The organism is Sphingomonas phyllosphaerae, from assembly GCA_036946405.1.
In the GTDB taxonomy this organism is placed as follows: Bacteria; Pseudomonadota; Alphaproteobacteria; order Sphingomonadales; family Sphingomonadaceae; genus Sphingomonas; species Sphingomonas phyllosphaerae_D.
In genome coordinates, this window is the sequence record JAQIJC010000001.1 from 394,797 (window position 1) to 410,371 (window position 15,575).

The 15,575-nt window shown below is 62.2% G+C and carries 11 protein-coding genes and 1 pseudogene; all 12 read left to right on the forward strand.

Translation table 11 applies throughout. The annotated features are described in order from the left end of the window. Positions 1–209 precede the first annotated feature (209 nt). Positions 210–3,269, forward strand: a complete 3,060-nt coding sequence (locus tag PGN12_01740) for a TonB-dependent receptor plug domain-containing protein (protein ID MEH3102615.1) — start codon at positions 210–212, stop codon at positions 3,267–3,269. A gap of 113 nt (positions 3,270–3,382) precedes the next feature. Beyond that, positions 3,383–4,630, forward strand: a complete 1,248-nt coding sequence (locus PGN12_01745) for a hypothetical protein (GenBank protein MEH3102616.1) — start codon at positions 3,383–3,385, stop codon at positions 4,628–4,630. A 188-nt stretch (positions 4,631–4,818) separates the two neighbouring features. Continuing rightward, positions 4,819–5,187 (forward strand): IS5 family transposase, encoded by a 369-nt coding sequence (locus PGN12_01750; protein ID MEH3102617.1) that lies wholly within the window; start codon positions 4,819–4,821, stop codon positions 5,185–5,187. A gap of 741 nt (positions 5,188–5,928) precedes the next feature. Continuing rightward, positions 5,929–6,864, forward strand: a pseudogene (locus PGN12_01755) (methyl-accepting chemotaxis protein). Continuing rightward, entirely contained in the window at positions 6,861–7,346 is a 486-nt protein-coding gene (locus PGN12_01760) for a chemotaxis protein CheW (protein MEH3102618.1), read from the forward strand. The pseudogene PGN12_01755 and the gene PGN12_01760 overlap by 4 nt, the downstream one beginning before the upstream one ends. A gap of 24 nt (positions 7,347–7,370) precedes the next feature. Beyond that, on the forward strand, positions 7,371–8,609 hold the full coding sequence (locus PGN12_01765; protein ID MEH3102619.1) for an alginate export family protein: 1,239 nt from the start codon (positions 7,371–7,373) through the stop codon (positions 8,607–8,609). Next, complete coding sequence (locus PGN12_01770; GenBank protein MEH3102620.1) at positions 8,606–9,472, forward strand: chemotaxis protein CheR; 867 nt, start codon at positions 8,606–8,608, stop codon at positions 9,470–9,472. The genes PGN12_01765 and PGN12_01770 overlap by 4 nt, the downstream gene beginning before the upstream one ends. A 3-nt stretch (positions 9,473–9,475) precedes the next feature. Further along, complete coding sequence (locus PGN12_01775) at positions 9,476–9,709, forward strand: response regulator (protein MEH3102621.1); 234 nt, start codon at positions 9,476–9,478, stop codon at positions 9,707–9,709. A gap of 335 nt (positions 9,710–10,044) precedes the next feature. Further along, positions 10,045–10,806, forward strand: coding sequence for a hypothetical protein (locus tag PGN12_01780; GenBank protein ID MEH3102622.1), 762 nt, complete (start codon positions 10,045–10,047; stop codon positions 10,804–10,806). Continuing rightward, positions 10,803–12,908, forward strand: coding sequence for a hypothetical protein (locus PGN12_01785; GenBank protein ID MEH3102623.1), 2,106 nt, complete (start codon positions 10,803–10,805; stop codon positions 12,906–12,908). Before PGN12_01780 ends, PGN12_01785 begins: the two co-directional genes overlap by 4 nt. 285 nt (positions 12,909–13,193) lie before the next feature. Then, positions 13,194–14,222, forward strand: a complete 1,029-nt coding sequence (locus tag PGN12_01790; protein ID MEH3102624.1) for a hypothetical protein — start codon at positions 13,194–13,196, stop codon at positions 14,220–14,222. A gap of 613 nt (positions 14,223–14,835) precedes the next feature. After that, positions 14,836–15,366: a hypothetical protein gene (locus tag PGN12_01795; GenBank protein ID MEH3102625.1), complete on the forward strand. Its 531-nt coding sequence runs from the start codon at positions 14,836–14,838 to the stop codon at positions 15,364–15,366. The last annotated feature ends 209 nt before the right edge of the window (positions 15,367–15,575 follow it).

A 15,575-nucleotide genomic window follows, 5' to 3' on the forward strand; every position in this document is an offset into this window, starting at 1 on the left:
AACCGCCGACGGCTCCGTCTTCGTCCTTGAGCGCTGGGTAGGGGCATGACGATGAGGGTGACAGTGTCGGCGGCTGCCGACGGCTGGCTTCATCAATCGGGTTAACGCCTAATTCCAGCGATCAAAGGGGTTGGAATTGGGTGTGTCGCAGTGCCGGTGCGCGACTTCACATTCAATAAACAACAAACAGAAGCCAAGCGGGGGACGAGATGAGGAAAAGTACGATTGTTCTGTTGACGGGTTCATGCCTTGTAGCGGTCGCAACGTCGCCTGCAATCGCGCAGCAAATTCAGCCGCAGGATGTCAAAGCTTCGGACAGCGAGGCGGAATCACTGGATTCGATCTCGCGCTTGAAGTCTGTCGCTATCGGCGGAGAAGCCGCTGGAAACGACGTCATCGTGACCGGAACGCGCATCGTCCGTCCGAACAACAAGTCCGCGGCGCCGATCGTTACGACGACGGCGGCCGAGATCGCGGCGCAGGGAGCCACGACGGTCGAGGAAGTCCTGAACCGGCTTCCCCAGGTGCAGGTCAACGTCGAACAGAATCTCGACTCGTCCGAAGGGCGTCAGCGCATCAAGCTGCGCAGTCTGGGGTACGAGCGGACGCTGATGCTGATCGATGGGCTGCGCTTCGGGCTGCCGAACACGATCGACGTCGGCATCGTGCCGACCATGCTTACCGAACGGGTCGACGTGCTGTCGGGCGGCGCCTCGTCGGTCTACGGCTCGGACGCGGTTTCGGGCGTCGTCAACTTCATCATGAAGAAGAATTTCAAGGGTGTTCGCCTGGACGCCAACTACAGCTTCTTCAACCACCACAACCGCGATGGAGTCGTTGCGGACGCAGCCGACGCGGCGGGCTTCACCTATAACAAGGGCTGGGCGAACGACGGGGCACGCGCCAACATCAGCCTTGCCGCCGGCGTGGGTCTCTTCGACGACCGGGTGAACATCACCACCTATCTAAACTACGCCCATTCCGACGTGCTGCCATTCGCCAATCGGTCGCATTCGGCGTGCGAGATCTCGAAATCGAGCCGAACGGCTGCCCCAACGTGCCTTCGGGCGACCTTCACGGGTGCGGGTACGATCATTCCGCTTTCGGGGCCACGCGCCGGCCAGTTCCTCGTCAACAATCCCGACGGCTCCCGCACCTTCATCCCGATCAACTCGGCACCGGGCACCTCGGCGAACCCGTATGACGACTTCTCGTACCAACGCCAATTCGAGCGCTGGAACACGGGAGGCTTCCTCACGGCGGAGGTCAGTGATGAGGTCGAGTTGTACGCGAGCGTACTCGCCTACCGCGACACCTCCAGCAACACATCGCTCAACAGGACGTTCAACTTCGGCGCGTACGGCACCAACCCGTACCGCGTGAACTGCGACAACCCATTCCTGTCGGGATCCCAATCTCGTGACCTGTGCGGCGGATCGGCGGGCGTAGCCGGCGCCTACGTGCCAATCGATCTGCGATATCGTTTTGACGGGCTTGATCCCGTCACCACCAAATATGTCAACGCCAGCTATCGCATTTCCGCCGGTCTTCGTGGGAACACCAAGGACAATATCTGGCATTACGACATCGCCGGGATGATATCGCGCTCGCAGATCGAAAACTACGGCACTTCATACGTCGACTATGCGCAGCTCAACAACACTCTCGACGTTGTGAACGTGAACGGCGTTCCGACCTGCCGTGTCGGTGGCTCATGCGTGCCCTTCAACGCCTTCGTTCCGTACAGCAGCGATCGGGCGTTGTCGGCTTATCTCTTCAACGACTTCAACCAAGCAGCCACGATAAGAACCCCGCGCCTGCTCCAATTCCTGGGGACGATCAGCGGCGACCTCGGCAAATACGGAATCACGTCGCCGCTGGCCGAGCAAGGTGTGGCCGTCGCCTTGGGCGCGGAGTTCCGGTCCGAACTCGATCGCACGACCCGCAATGCCGCCGCGGCGCAGGCCGCGGTTGGGTCGGAATCGCGCTTCACCCAGAACATCCTCGAGTCCAACGTCGAGGTGCAGGCGCCGCTCGTCGAGGACAAGTCGTGGACGCGCCTCCTTCAGGTCAATGCAGGCTATCGCCTGTCCAAGTACAACCGACTGCAAGGCAGGTTCGACACGTGGAAGGTCGAGGGACTGTGGTCGCCCCTCGACGACATCTCCTTCCGCGGCTCGTACAACAAGTCGCAGCGCGCGCCGGATGCGCGCACGGTGACGGAAGCGCAGGACATCTACACCGAGCAGGGCTTCTTCACCGATCCGTGCGCCCCGCGCGCCAACCCGAGCAATCCGAACGCACCGCGTCTGGCTCCCATCTATACCGTCGAACAGTGTCGCAACACTGGCCTAGCCGATAATCTATACGGCAGCGCCACGCTTCTATGCCCGGGCGCGAACGATACCTGCACCGTCCGGCAGAACGGATACGCCCTCAAACCGGAAACCGGCTACACCACCACCTATGGTGTAGTCCTGCGGCCGCGCTTCCTGAAGGGTTTCGTCCTGTCGGCGGATCGCTGGAAGATCGAGGTGCGCGACGAACTCGCCTTCGTGCAGCCCACCGACTATCTGAACGAGTGTCTCACTTCCGGCCTGGATTACTTCTGCCAGGGCGTGGTGCGCAATCCGGGCACTGGGACGCTGTTCAGCGCATTCGGTCGCAACGTCACCACGGGCTACGTCGTCCGCGGCGTTCGCAACGCCTACCGGTCGCGCTCGGAGGGGATCGACATCCAAGCGCAATACGACCTCGGGCTGGGCAACGTCGGAAAGCTGAACTTCAACCTGAACGGCTCGCTGATGACGTATGTCGGCGGTCAATCCACTCCGACGGCGACACCGCGCAACTGCGTAGGTTATTTCGGCTATGGTTGCGGTGAGAGCATGCCTCGCTGGGCGCACCAGTTCCGTACGACCTGGACCTCGCCGGACCGCAAGACGAATCTCTCGCTGAACTGGCGCCATCGCGGCGGCATGCCTTTGGCCGTCTATGCTCCGGCGGATCGCGGCGTACCCGCACAACCCGACGACACGAAGTGGACCGACTACCCCGGGATCGGTGCGTTCAACTGGTTCGATCTCTCGCTCAGCGTCGACGTGACCAAGGAGATGACGTTCCGCATCATTGCGAACAACATCCTCGATCGTGATCCGCCGCTGGTGCCGAACAGCCGCGAGCGCATCGGACTGCTTCGAACGAACACGATCATGGGCTACGACCTGCTCGGGCGACAGATCGTGGCGGGCGTCTCGCTCCGGCTGTGACGTCCTAATTGCTCGGCGGCTGCCATCCGGCCGCCGAGCACCCGTACATACCGGCGTAACCTGCAATGCTAGCCCCGCTGGGCGGGGCATGTGGGACGCCTGGAGATCAATGAATGTTCGTCAGCCGTAGAATGTTCGCGGGCTTGCCCATGCTTGCCGCACTGCATGCGTTTGCGCCCCGCGCCGCGAATGCCTCGGTGCAAAACCAAGGTGACGAGCGCACACTCACGTCTCTTAGGCTTTGGCTCACCCTTCCGCAGGATCAGCGTGGCCCCGATGACTCAGTCCTAAGGACGCCCCTCGACAGACCGACAGCTGAAGCGGCCGTTCGTCTGCTGGCTGCGGATCGGATGAAACAGCTCATCCGTGCCCATGCCAGCGATGTGTCGGCGAAGCGTCTGAGCATCGGCGACAGGACGATGCGATGGGAGGAGCGCGTATACGGGAGCGAGCCGAAGACCGGCCGCAGCCTTTGGATCTCGCTGCACGGGGGAGGAAACGCTCCGTCAGAGGTCAACGATCAGCAGTGGCAGAACCAGATCCGCCTCTATACGCCCGAGGAAGGTGTCTACATCGCACCTCGAGCACCGACCGACACGTGGAACCTCTGGCACGAGGCCCACATGGACGGTCTGCTGCAGACCCTGATCGATGTTCAAGTCGCAACCAAGCGCGTCGACCCGGAGAAGGTCTACATACTGGGTTATTCGGCGGGAGGTGACGGCGTCTGGCAACTGGCGCCCCGCATGGCCGACCGGTTCGCTGCGGCCGCCACGATGGCGGGGCATCCAGGTGACGCGGCACTACCGTCCCTGAGAAATCTACCCTTCGCGATCTTCATGGGCGGCCGAGATACGGCCTACGACCGGAACGTCTTGGCAGCCACCAAGACCCGTGTGCTCGACGAGCTCGAACGCGCTGATCCGTCCGGATACGTGCACATTAGCCGCATCTATCCCGGTCTTCCGCACTGGATGGATCGACGAGATGCGGAGGCGATCCCTTGGATGGCCCATTTCACTCGTCACACGTGGCCCAAGCGGGTCGTTTGGGTACAGGACGACGTACCGGAACGTCGCTTCTACTGGTTGGAAATCCCGTCGCGAGCAAACGTTAAACCTGGCGACCGGATCGACGCCGTCATCCGGGGACAGAACGTTGATCTCCAAGGCGCCATCCCGGATGGCACAACGCTCAGACTTACCGACGACCTGATGAATTTGGACAAGTCGGTGACGGTGACCGTGAACGGTAAAGTCCGCTTTCGTGGCCGGATAACTCGTACTGCTGGATCGATCTACAAGTCTCTACAGCAACGCGCCGATGTCAGCTCCGCCGCCACCTGCAACATGACCTTGTAAGGGGCATGTGAGGCCGGCTTAAATCGGTTAAATCGATGAGAATCGAGCGCTACAGCAGCAGGCTGGTTGTGCGGATGGGTATTATTAGCTTTGCCGATGCAAATACGTAGCCCACGAATCTTGTTACTTACGCACGCTTGATTCAAATATTGGAGCCCGTGGGCGCTCACAAAATTGTGAGGACGTAATTGGACCGGGACGTTTTGACGGACGCCCAATGGGCAAAGATCGAGCCCTATTGCCTGGGCAGACGCTCTGATCCCGGACGCAGCGGCAGGAACAACCGGCTCTTCGTCGAGGCGGTGTTGTGGATCGTGCGGACGGGCAGACCATGGCGTGATCTGCCGGAGCGGTTCGGAAACTGGAACACGGCGTTCAGGCGCTTTCGGGACTGGCGCGAAGCCGATGTTTTCAGGCGGATCTTCGACGCGCTGTCGGAAGAGCTCGAACTCGAATATGCCATGGTCGATGACGCGATCGTCAAGGTCCGCCGCTACGGACAGGGCGCTCATAGGGGGCTGAGAGCTAGGCCCTCGAGCAATTCACATGCGGCATGAAGACGAAACTGCAGTTTAAACCGACGTTTTGCCTAACCCGTTGCCGCGTCGGAGATGCCCTGGCGGAGTAGGAGCTTGCGCTGCGATGGCGTCGAGGTGCGGCCAGGCGATCGCGGGATCGATGATTGAAGATGCGTCGGAAATCAACATCCTAGTTGCCGAACTGTAGAACCGCAATTCACCGAACGATAGAACCCTGATGCGAGGACCGTCATCTCGCGGCAACCTGCCCGTTCACAGGAACGCGAACCCGGCACGGCAATCTTCACATTGCAGCACGTTATGGAAAGCGGCTTCTCAAGCCAAACGGATGCAAACGCGTCGCCTTCCGCAACTGCATCGCCGATCGCAGCCTAGAGCCCGCGATTGCCATCACTGCAAACTACATCCGACTAGAGTGAATCCCCACACGCCCTAGTGTTATTTTCACATTTACGAAATACACAAGATTCAACGGCCCTTGCTCCACGAGCAAGGCTAAGTCAACCATCCGAGTTCTCAACGTGCTCGCATTTGATTCCCGACGACTCTTTTGTCGGCGACCGAAAAAGCGCGCCTCCAATACTATTTTAGGAAGACGGCCATGGCGAAATGCTCCCTGTCAGTCAGCGACGTCGCCGAGACGCAGAGTTTGACTGACTTCGCCGATCGATTGCGATCGGCGATCATGCCGCAGGCGGAAGTGGAGCTCGACGTATCCGCGGTCGCGGACGCCCACCTCTGGCTGATTCAGCTGATCCTCTGCGCGGCGTTGTCGGCGATGCTGCGCTCGCCGCACAGAACGTCGCTTCGGGAACGCAACAGCTTTCCTCCACCGCCGATCAGATGTCGCAGGGCGCGACCGAGCAAGCGGCCGCAGCCGAGGAGGCGTCCGCTTCGATGGAGCAGATGGCCGCAAACATAAAGCAGAACGCCGACAACGCGGCGCAGACCGAGAAGATCGCTCGCCAGTCGTCGAAGGACGCCGAGGCAAGCGGCATCGCGGTCGAAAAGGCGGTCGGCGCGATGCGAACGATCGCCGAGAAGATCGGCATCGTGCAGGAGATCGCGCGTCAGACCGATCTGCTAGCGCTGAACGCCGCGGTCGAAGCGGCGCGTGCCGGCGAGCACGGCAAGGGCTTCGCGGTTGTCGCTTCGGAGGTGCGCAAGCTGGCCGAACGCAGCCAGAGCGCGGCAGCGGAGATAAGTGCGGTCTCGTCCGACACCGTCGCCGCGGCGGCGCAGGCCGGCGAGATGCTGTCGAGACTGGTCCCGGACATCCGCCGTACCGCAGAACTGGTGACGGAGATCAGCGCTGCATGCCGCGAGCAGGACATCGGCGCCAGCCAGATCAACGAGGCGATCCAGCAGCTGGACACCGTGACTCAGCAGAACGCATCGGCATCCGAGCAGATTTTGTCGACGTCCGAAGAGCTGGCGAACCAGGCTGAGGAGTTGCAGGAGGGCATGGCGTTCTTCCAGATCGACGCCGTCCGCCCGTCCGTCCGCCCCGCCCCCGCAGCCGGAAGCAGGACTGCGCCCAACATCAAGGTGCGCGCGCCTCGGCCCAAGGCGACGATCAAGAGGGCCAAGCCTGGCTCGGTCGCAGATCAGCAATCGCGCGTGCGCGGTTTCGCTCTCGACCTCGCCACCGGCGGGCCGGATAGCGAGGACGCTGAGTTTGGACGGGTGGCATGAGCGTTGCCGGAGACGTCCAGGCGGTCGTGTTCGGCTTGGGACGAGAGAAGTTCGCTTTGCCGGCCGGATCGGTGCGGGAGATTCTCGATCATCGTCACGCCTCAGCCATTCCCAACGGACCGTCGTGGCTGGTCGGGTTGACCGACGTGCGCGATCGGGCGGTGCCGCTGGTGGACCTTCGGGTCCGCCTCGGCCTCGCCGGCGCGGACGCCACACCCGCCACCCGCATACTGGTGGTCGACGTGCCCATCTGCGGAAGGAACCTGACTCTGGGGTTGGTCGTGGATCGGGTCCTCGATGTCAGCAGCTTCCCCGCCGCCGAGATCGAGGCGCCGCCCGACATCGGCGTGCGCTGGCGATCCGAATACATACGGGGCGTCGTACGCCGCCTCGACGGGTTCGTGGTGCTACTTGCGACCGACGGCATCTTCTTGGCGGAAGAGGATGCGCTCGTCCTCCCGGACGTCGCCCGCGCGGCTTGATCCGCACCAAGAAAGGACCATCCCGTGCCGACTATCGCCGATCCCCGCCGCATGGTCGGCAGGGGCAGCCTGTTCTGCGCCCTGATGCTGACCCCTGCGGGCGCAGCCTGGGCGCAGGAAACCAGCGTCACGCCGATCGCCAACGTCCGTCTGCGCTTCGAAGCGATCAGTCAGGACGGCATCCCTAGGAACGCCGATGCGCTTACGGTGCGCGCCCGTCCGGGCGTCATAGTCAAGCGAGACGCGGTCAGCGCGGTGGTCGAGGGAGAAGCCACCATCGCTCTCGACCGGCGCTTCAACGACGGCTTCAACGGCCGTTCGAACCTCCCGCTCATACCGGATGCCGATAACTTCGAGCTGAATCGTCTCGCGCTCCGCTACGACGGCGCATACGGTTCCATCACTGCTGGCCGGCAACTGATCGAACTGGCCGACCAGCGTTTCGTGGGATCGTCGAGCTTCCGCCAGAACCAACAGACGTTCGACTCCGTTCGGCTGCAGGCGAAGCCGACACCGCGCCTTTCGGTCGACGTAACCTACGCCTGGAGCGTTCGGACTCCGATGGGTCGCAAGGGCCACGGCGCGCGACCTGAGTCGATCCCGGGGGACAATGTCTTCGCGCTACTCGGGTATGCCACGCCGATCGGAGCGCTGACCGGCTTCGTCTATCTCATCGATCAGGACGATCCCGCGGTGCAGGGCTATCGGCTGCAGAACCGGAACCTTGGTGCTCGTCTGGTGGGCACCCGAGAATTGTCGCCTGAGCTTCGGCTCTCCTACGTCGCCAGCTATGCATGGCAGAGCAACCATCATCGCAATCCGAATCGTTACAATGCGAATTACTACGTCGGCGAGGTCTCGCTGACGCGCCGGGCGCTGACCGGGAAGGTCGGGTACGAAGTGCGCGGCGCCGACGACGGACGCGATTTCACCAGCTTCCAGACGCCAGAAGGTTCGGCACTCCGGTTCCAAGGCTGGGCAGGCCGGTTCGCGGTCACTCCGCCCGACGGCGTCCGCGATCTTTACGCCGGGATCTCACCCTCCTGGAACACGCACGGGATATTCGAGAAGGTCGGCATCGACCTGACTGGCCATCGCTTCGAAAGCGACAGGCTGATCCGTCATTATGGAAGCGAACTCGACTTGGTGGCCTCGGCGCGGATCGGCGCGATAGCGGTGATGGCGGGCTATGCGGATTACCGTGCGGATCGCTTCGCCACCGATTTCCGACGTGGCTGGCTTTCCGTGGAGTGGAGCCTGTGAGTGCCCCGACCCGTACCCCGTCGGTGCAGGTGGCCGGCGCTCCCGATCCGCTCGGGCGCGACGACTTCACCCGTCTCGCCAAATTCATCTTTGATACCGCAGGCATCAAAATGCCGCTTAACAAGATCACGATGCTGGAAAGCCGCCTTCGCCGCCGGGTGCGCGCGACCGGGACCACCACGATCGCCGGCTATTGCGATTGGCTGTTCGCCAACGACAATCTGGCGGAGGAAACGACGTTCCTCATCAACGCGATCACGACCAACAAGACCGACTTCTTCCGTGAGTCGCACCATTTCGACTATCTTTGCGACACGATCCTGCCCTCAATGAAGGCGGCGGGCAGGGACCATGTTCGCGTGTGGAGCGCCGGCTGTTCGACCGGAGCAGAGCCCTACACCATCGCGATGCTTCTCGACGCGTTCGCCAGCGACCGGCGTGGGCCGAACTATGGCATCCTGGCCACCGACATCGATACGGACGTGCTGGCGGCGGCGCGACGCGGCGTCTTCCACGCGGATGCGATCAACGTGGTGCCGCCAGCGCTGCGTGATCGATACGTCGCGTTCGCCCGCGCGAGCGGGCGTGACGAGGTGCGGATGGTCCCTGATCTGCGTGCCGCTATCGGGTTCGCGCGGCTCAACCTGATGGACGCCGTCTATCCGGTCGGCGACGCGATGGACCTGATCTTCTGTCGGAACGTGCTGATCTATTTCGACCGCGAGACGCAGGAGCGCGTCGTGCGCAAGCTCGTCGCCCGGCTGCGGCACGGTGGGCACCTGTTTCTGGGCCATGCCGAATCGATCGCCGGGATTGACCTTCCGCTCCTCACGGTGGCGAACACCGTCTTCCAGCGGACCTGAACGATGCTCGCATGCGAGAGAACCCGTGTCCTCATCATCGACGACAATCCCAGCCTCCGCCAAGTGATGATCGCGATCCTGTCCACCGATCAGGGCACCGAGGTGATCGCCGCCGCGGCGGATCCTTTCGCGGCCACGCGCCGCATCCAGAGCGAGGTGCCCGACTTAATCACGCTCGACGTAGAGAAGCCGCGGATGGACGGCATCACGTTCCTGCGCAAGCTGGCGACGCAATAACCGATAATCGTCGTGGTGTGTTCGTCGCTGGTCGAGGGTAGATCGAAGACGCTGCTGGTGGCGTTGGAAGCCGGCGCCGTCTGCATCATTCTGAACCGCGAGCCGACGCGGCCGAAAGACTGGCGGCGACCCATCTGCGAGACGGTGTAGGAGGCCGCCAGGGCTCGGCGCGCGCTGCGCCGCCGCGGCGAAGCGTCGGTCGAACGGCTGACGGTCGGTGCGGTGCTACCCCCGACAACCGGGCGCGCGATGAGCCGAACGACGGAGATGGTGACCTGGGCCACGCGGCGGGAGACGTTGCGGCGGGCCGCGTGGCCGGGCTACTACGCCAACGGATGAGGTTCGCTCAGTATCTCGAGGGCTTCGCACCCGCAGAAGGTCTCCTCGACCTCATGCACACGACGCCCGTCGGCTTGGGAACCCGCATCTTGGTGGAGGGTAGTCTTCGACCGCGTGCCTGCACTGAATACGGCATCGACCTCGTTTATCTGTTCTATGGCAGGCCGGCCTTTAAGCCGCTCCCTGGTCTCCATGCCAACGGTATGGATGAGATGATGCCCATGTGCCTGGTCATCGACCCTGCTCTGCTCGGGGACGCGATCCGGATACTGCCCTTCGATAGCGGCGGCTATGGCCGATATTCGGCTCACATCGGCCCTCTTTTGACCCGGTCGGACTTCGAGCTCGGGCCTGGCAAAGGCACCCCGATGCGTCTGGTCAGAGCCTTTTTCGAAACGAACGGCAATTATTTCCGTCAACGCATGACCGCGGGTGCGACGACGATCCCCGTGTCGCACGGCGAAGCCCGGGCCTTCGCTCGGCTCGCCAACGATGCGGCACTCGCCGACGACGATGATCGGCGCTCAACGATAGAAGTACAGATAGATCGGTCGATCCCGCTGTCGTCCGCCCTTCGCGCGGTAGTCGGCCCCCCATCGTTGCTGTCCGATCCCGAGGTGACCGGCACGCTCGCGTCAATGCCGTCCGTCACGCAGATCACCTATGAGACGTTTGGCCGACAACAGCCCTCCGCATATACGGCTCTCCTATACGACCACGTTCGACGTTACCTGGTCGATCAGGGAGTCATGGCATGAGCGCCGCCGCTTCCCGCGAGTTGATCGGCCTTGTCGATGCCAGCGGCATCTCCGTAGGATTCCTCGTGCCTATATTTGCCGGCGGTGGCGGGAACGCCCCCGTCGTTCAAATGCTGGACCCACAAGGTGCGATCTTCGGTTTCGAACCGTACGAAGTGCCGGACGCGCCGAAATTGCCATCTCCACCTTGGAAGGCGACGATCGGCGATCCGGGCGTTCTCGCGTTTGCTTTCGGGCGCGACGATGTTCTGCTGGTCTCCGGTCGACACGGTTTGGACCAGCTAGCAGGCAGGATGGAAGATCCGCTGTTTGCTGATCGTCCGATGCTCGGCATGGAACTGGCTGATCTGCTAGGAAGAGGAGACCTCCGCGAGCAATTCGCAGCTGAAGTCCACTCTGCGATGGCACGATCCTCCGCCGATGCGGCGAACCGCTGGCGGGATCTCAGCGTACTCACGACCGACGTCAGGCGCGAACTCGCGTCGAAAGGGACGGCCGGCGATAAGCCCGCGAGCGCTGTCGTGGCCCGGGTTCGGAGCGGTCGGATAGAGCTTCTTGGTCTTCCACAGCAGATGTCCAGAGGCACGAGGGACGCTCTCCGGCACGCAGCGCTGACCGTGGTCGGGCGCCTCGCCCGCCTCTACCCCGCACCCGAAGCGGGTTGGCGGGTCGTCCTCAATGGCCCTCTCACCCCCGCCCCGCGAGCGCCACGGGACGCTGCCTTGCTCGTCGCGACCTGGAATGAAGATCGAGACGGGCTGAGGGGACCTTGGCCTCCGACGCCGCAACTGGTCGTGCATCACGACGCCAGTGATCTTTTCTCAAGCAGTCCGGACGACTTCGCAAGATCCCTGGAAAACGAGGGTCTCCCGTTGTTCGTCGTGCATGATGCAAAGAATGGCGATGCCGTGCCGAAAGCCCGGCGGGAGTGGTCCATTTCAGATGTGCACGGGATAGCAGTCGGAAGTCCGCGTGCATGCACATCCGGACGAACCCGTGAGGCGGGACGAGGGACGACCCTCATCCCGATCACCGGCATTCGCGGGGCCTCGGGTTCCGAGCGCAGCCTCGTCAACGCGATCCGTCTCGCGATCGCCGTTGAGGTCGAGCAGCGCCGCAGCGGACGGCGTTCTCTCGGCTCCCGCGTACTGCTGCGATCGCGCGTGGCGAGACCTACCGTCTCGAAAGAAACTTGGGCGGCGCTCTACGATAAAGCCTTCGGCATGGGACTGGCTCCCTGGTCCGCTCTGCGGATTATGCCCGGGATCGGGAAGGCTGATCGTCAAGACCCTGCCGCCGAAGCACTTCTAGGGGAATTGGAGCCACTCTACGGAGGGTTGATCGATGAGACGCTCAGATCGATGCCGCACACCTTCGCACTTCTGGTCGACAGCAAACCGCGCTCTCCCAAATATGACGTCAGGCATAAGCAGGCTGTGACCCAGCTCTTGGCGCGACAGCAGTGGGGAGTTACCGACCGTGACTTCCGACGTGCCGAGGCCCAGATCTCCGTCCATGGGCGACTCGCCGAGTTCGACCTCCTCTTCGCAGGTACGGCCACACGACCGGCCGATCAGGACAGGACCGACCTTTTTCGGCTCGACTTGAGGCGCGTACGGACTGTTATGGTGACCTGTGCAGCTAGCCCCACCGCCGTTCTAGAACAGCTTACCGAGACCGGGGTGCTGCCTGTCGATGTTCGTGACCTGGTCGATTTCGATGCGGCGCATTCCAGTGCGCTGACGATCCTCGGTTCGCAACTTCGCCGCATGGTGACGGGCCTACCCTCGCGCACCCGCACGCGCTTCATCGCGTTCGCCGCCATGCAGGCGTTCATGGCAGACCGCATCTCGGGCGGAGACGCGTCCTCGCTCCTCGCCATGCTGGAAGGCGCGCGGCTTGGGCGGGAGTTTCAACTCCTCCTCCGATCGACCCGCGGTCAACCGGGTACGGCAACCTTCGAGGTGCGCACGTTCGACACGGTCGGCAATCGCTTCTCCGAGCCACGCTTCGCAGGCATCAATCGCTTTCGGATGTCCTTGGCAGCGGACGGAGCCAGCATCGACCTATCGAACCGCGGTCTTATCTCGCACGGCGACTGAACGGCCGTAGCCTTCATGTCGTGCACCCCAATGACTCCTTATTTCGCGTATTGGCTCCGGCTTTCGGTCTGACCAACGTGAGATCGACGAAAGCTCCCAAACGTCGCAGCCTTGCAGCCGATGTTGATTGCTTCAGTCCGCCACGCTGCCGGGTTCGGCGCTCTTTGTCTCCAATGCCGCACTGCGATTTGCAAGGCGATCTTGCCTACCTCAGCGAACTTATGCACCTTGTACGAAATTTCGAATCGCGGGGGCGCTGGATTTCGTAATCGGTTGGGGGAAAGCATGAGGAAGGGTTTTCTACTTGCTCTAACGGCGGCTGTATCTGGTTGCGCGCGCATACCACCGGTCGACTTCAGCTATTACCCCGCCAAGGGATCGGCGGCCGTCGCGGTGATCCAGTCCTATGACTGTTCGGCTGACAAGAAGCGGTTGGTGGTCGCCACCACTCCACCGGTGGTGACGACGCAGTATGTCGCGGATCACGACAACGGTCCTTGGACCGTGGAGATCAGCAAGGCGCAAGCTGATCTCAATGACACCGACTTTTCGATCTCCTTCTACGACGATGGGCGTCTCAAGGGGGTCAACTCGGTATCCACCGGTCAGGGGGAGGCGCTGCTCAAGGGCGCTATCAGTCTGATCGGTGCCGTGCTTCCGCTCGTCGGCGGCACCGGCGGCGAAGCCCCAGACGCCGATTTGCCGGAATGCGCCATCATCGCCAACTGGGGCAAGGGAAAGCCGGTCACGCTGATGTTCAGTGCTGCGATCGACTTCTCCAAGGACCGTGACTCAGGGCCGATCAACCTGAACGTCAGCTCCGACGGAAAGCGGCTGCTCGAGGAGCTTGGCGCCAAGGGGACCGTCGTCGCGCCTCAAGTCATTCTGACCGCCAAGACGAACCCGATCCTGCCGGCGATCGGAATGGTCAAGAAGGAGGATGGCTTCATCCCTCTGAAGCTCCAGAAGGTGCTGCCGGGCCTTTTGGAGGTTACGATAGATGGATCTGCGATCTGGGCCGGAGCCGTCCTCGTTCCAACGGCGGAATGGTACGATCTGCCCATTCCAAAGGCGGCCCTTTTCGGGAAAACGAGCATGGTGCTGGACGTCGCCGAGTCGGGTGTCGTCACGAAGGCGCAGTATGCCAGTACCAGCGGCGCACCGGGGGCGCTCAACGTCTTGAACTCAGCGGCGACCGCAGCCACCCCTGACAGTGCGGCCACCAAGGCGGCGGAGCTGAAGGGACAGGCCGACCTGATCGTGCAATCGCAGCGATTGGCTCGGTGCCGTGCGCAGCCAGATCAGTGCCAATAGATCGATCGCATATTCCCGATTGGCTCGGTCCGATCATCGAGGTCGCCGGTCCGCCCAACATCCTGCTCGACGTACGCGTGGGTCGGCCTTTGCAGGCCCGCATGCCTCCGCAGCGACTTTCAAACTGGTGTTGGGCGGCGACGACATCGTGCATTCGCGACTTCTACGGTGAAAAGGATGCGGGCGAACCGTGCGAGATAGCCACTGCTTGGCTCGGTTTTCCGTGCTGCCCGCCGGATGCGGATGCGTCACCGAACAACAAGAACAGACAGTACGACCTTAGCAGAGCCCTAGGCAAGAACATCGCGAAGGTGACAGGACCGGCCGACTTCGACACCGTCAAGAATCAAGTGCTCGCCAAACGACCACTCTGCTGCGTGATCCGTTGGCCTAGCGGTGACCAACACTTCAATGTTATAGTCGACTTCGATGAGAAATCCGGGGAAGTTCTAGTAAGAGATCCAAAGTTTGGTGAGTGCCAAATTCCCATTGATGAGTTCAGTTCGCGCTATCGCGGAACCGGCAAATGGATGCACACCCTACTTACGCAACCGAGGCCATAACCTTGCCGGTCGTTCCTCACGAAACCCCCGACGGTCTGAGGGATATGGTATTGGCAGCGATCAGCAAGCGACTGCTCGCGCGAAGTATCCAAGACCTGCGCGGTCCGCTGGGGGTAACTAGCGGCATACCTAGACTCGCCCTGCCCTTCGCCGCCAGCGTGACATGGCAAAAGGCGGAGCTGGTGGCATGGGACTTTCTCGTCATCGGGAGCGAGGAAGCGATGATGGCCACTGCCATGGTGCCCCGCCAAGGGGCTGCCGCGTTCGGAGGCGTGGTTCGCGGCACCCTTCCCGACGAAGTCTTGACCATCTCCAGAAAGGCTACCCAAGTGCTTGGCGCCTCGAGATCAGCCTACCGACCCTATTTGCTCGAGGCGAGCTGGGCAGGTATGATCGCTATGGTATTCAGGTCGGACGGCGGCCGGTTCCTCCATGCTGAGATGCTTCCATCTAGGAAGCCTCAAGGCGGCTCCGTCCGTCTCGTCGGTGGCATACGATCCTTGCTTCAAACTCTTCGGATCACCGCGCGGGAGCTGCAGGCGCACAGGGTAGATGCACATTTTGCGATCGACGAAGGCTAGCAACCACCTTCGCGCTGGCAGTTGACAGTCGACGTTGCTCGGCTCTTCTTCTGGAGGGATAGACGAAGGCGAGTTCCTATAACCCGCTTGATCAGTGATCCCGGCGGTGAAATCTCCTATCTAGCGCCAATTCGTCGCGACGTCGCCGTTCGCAGGTGTCACCAGCAAGAGTGCATACGTGAAGAGACTTCGAAATACAGGCTCGATCC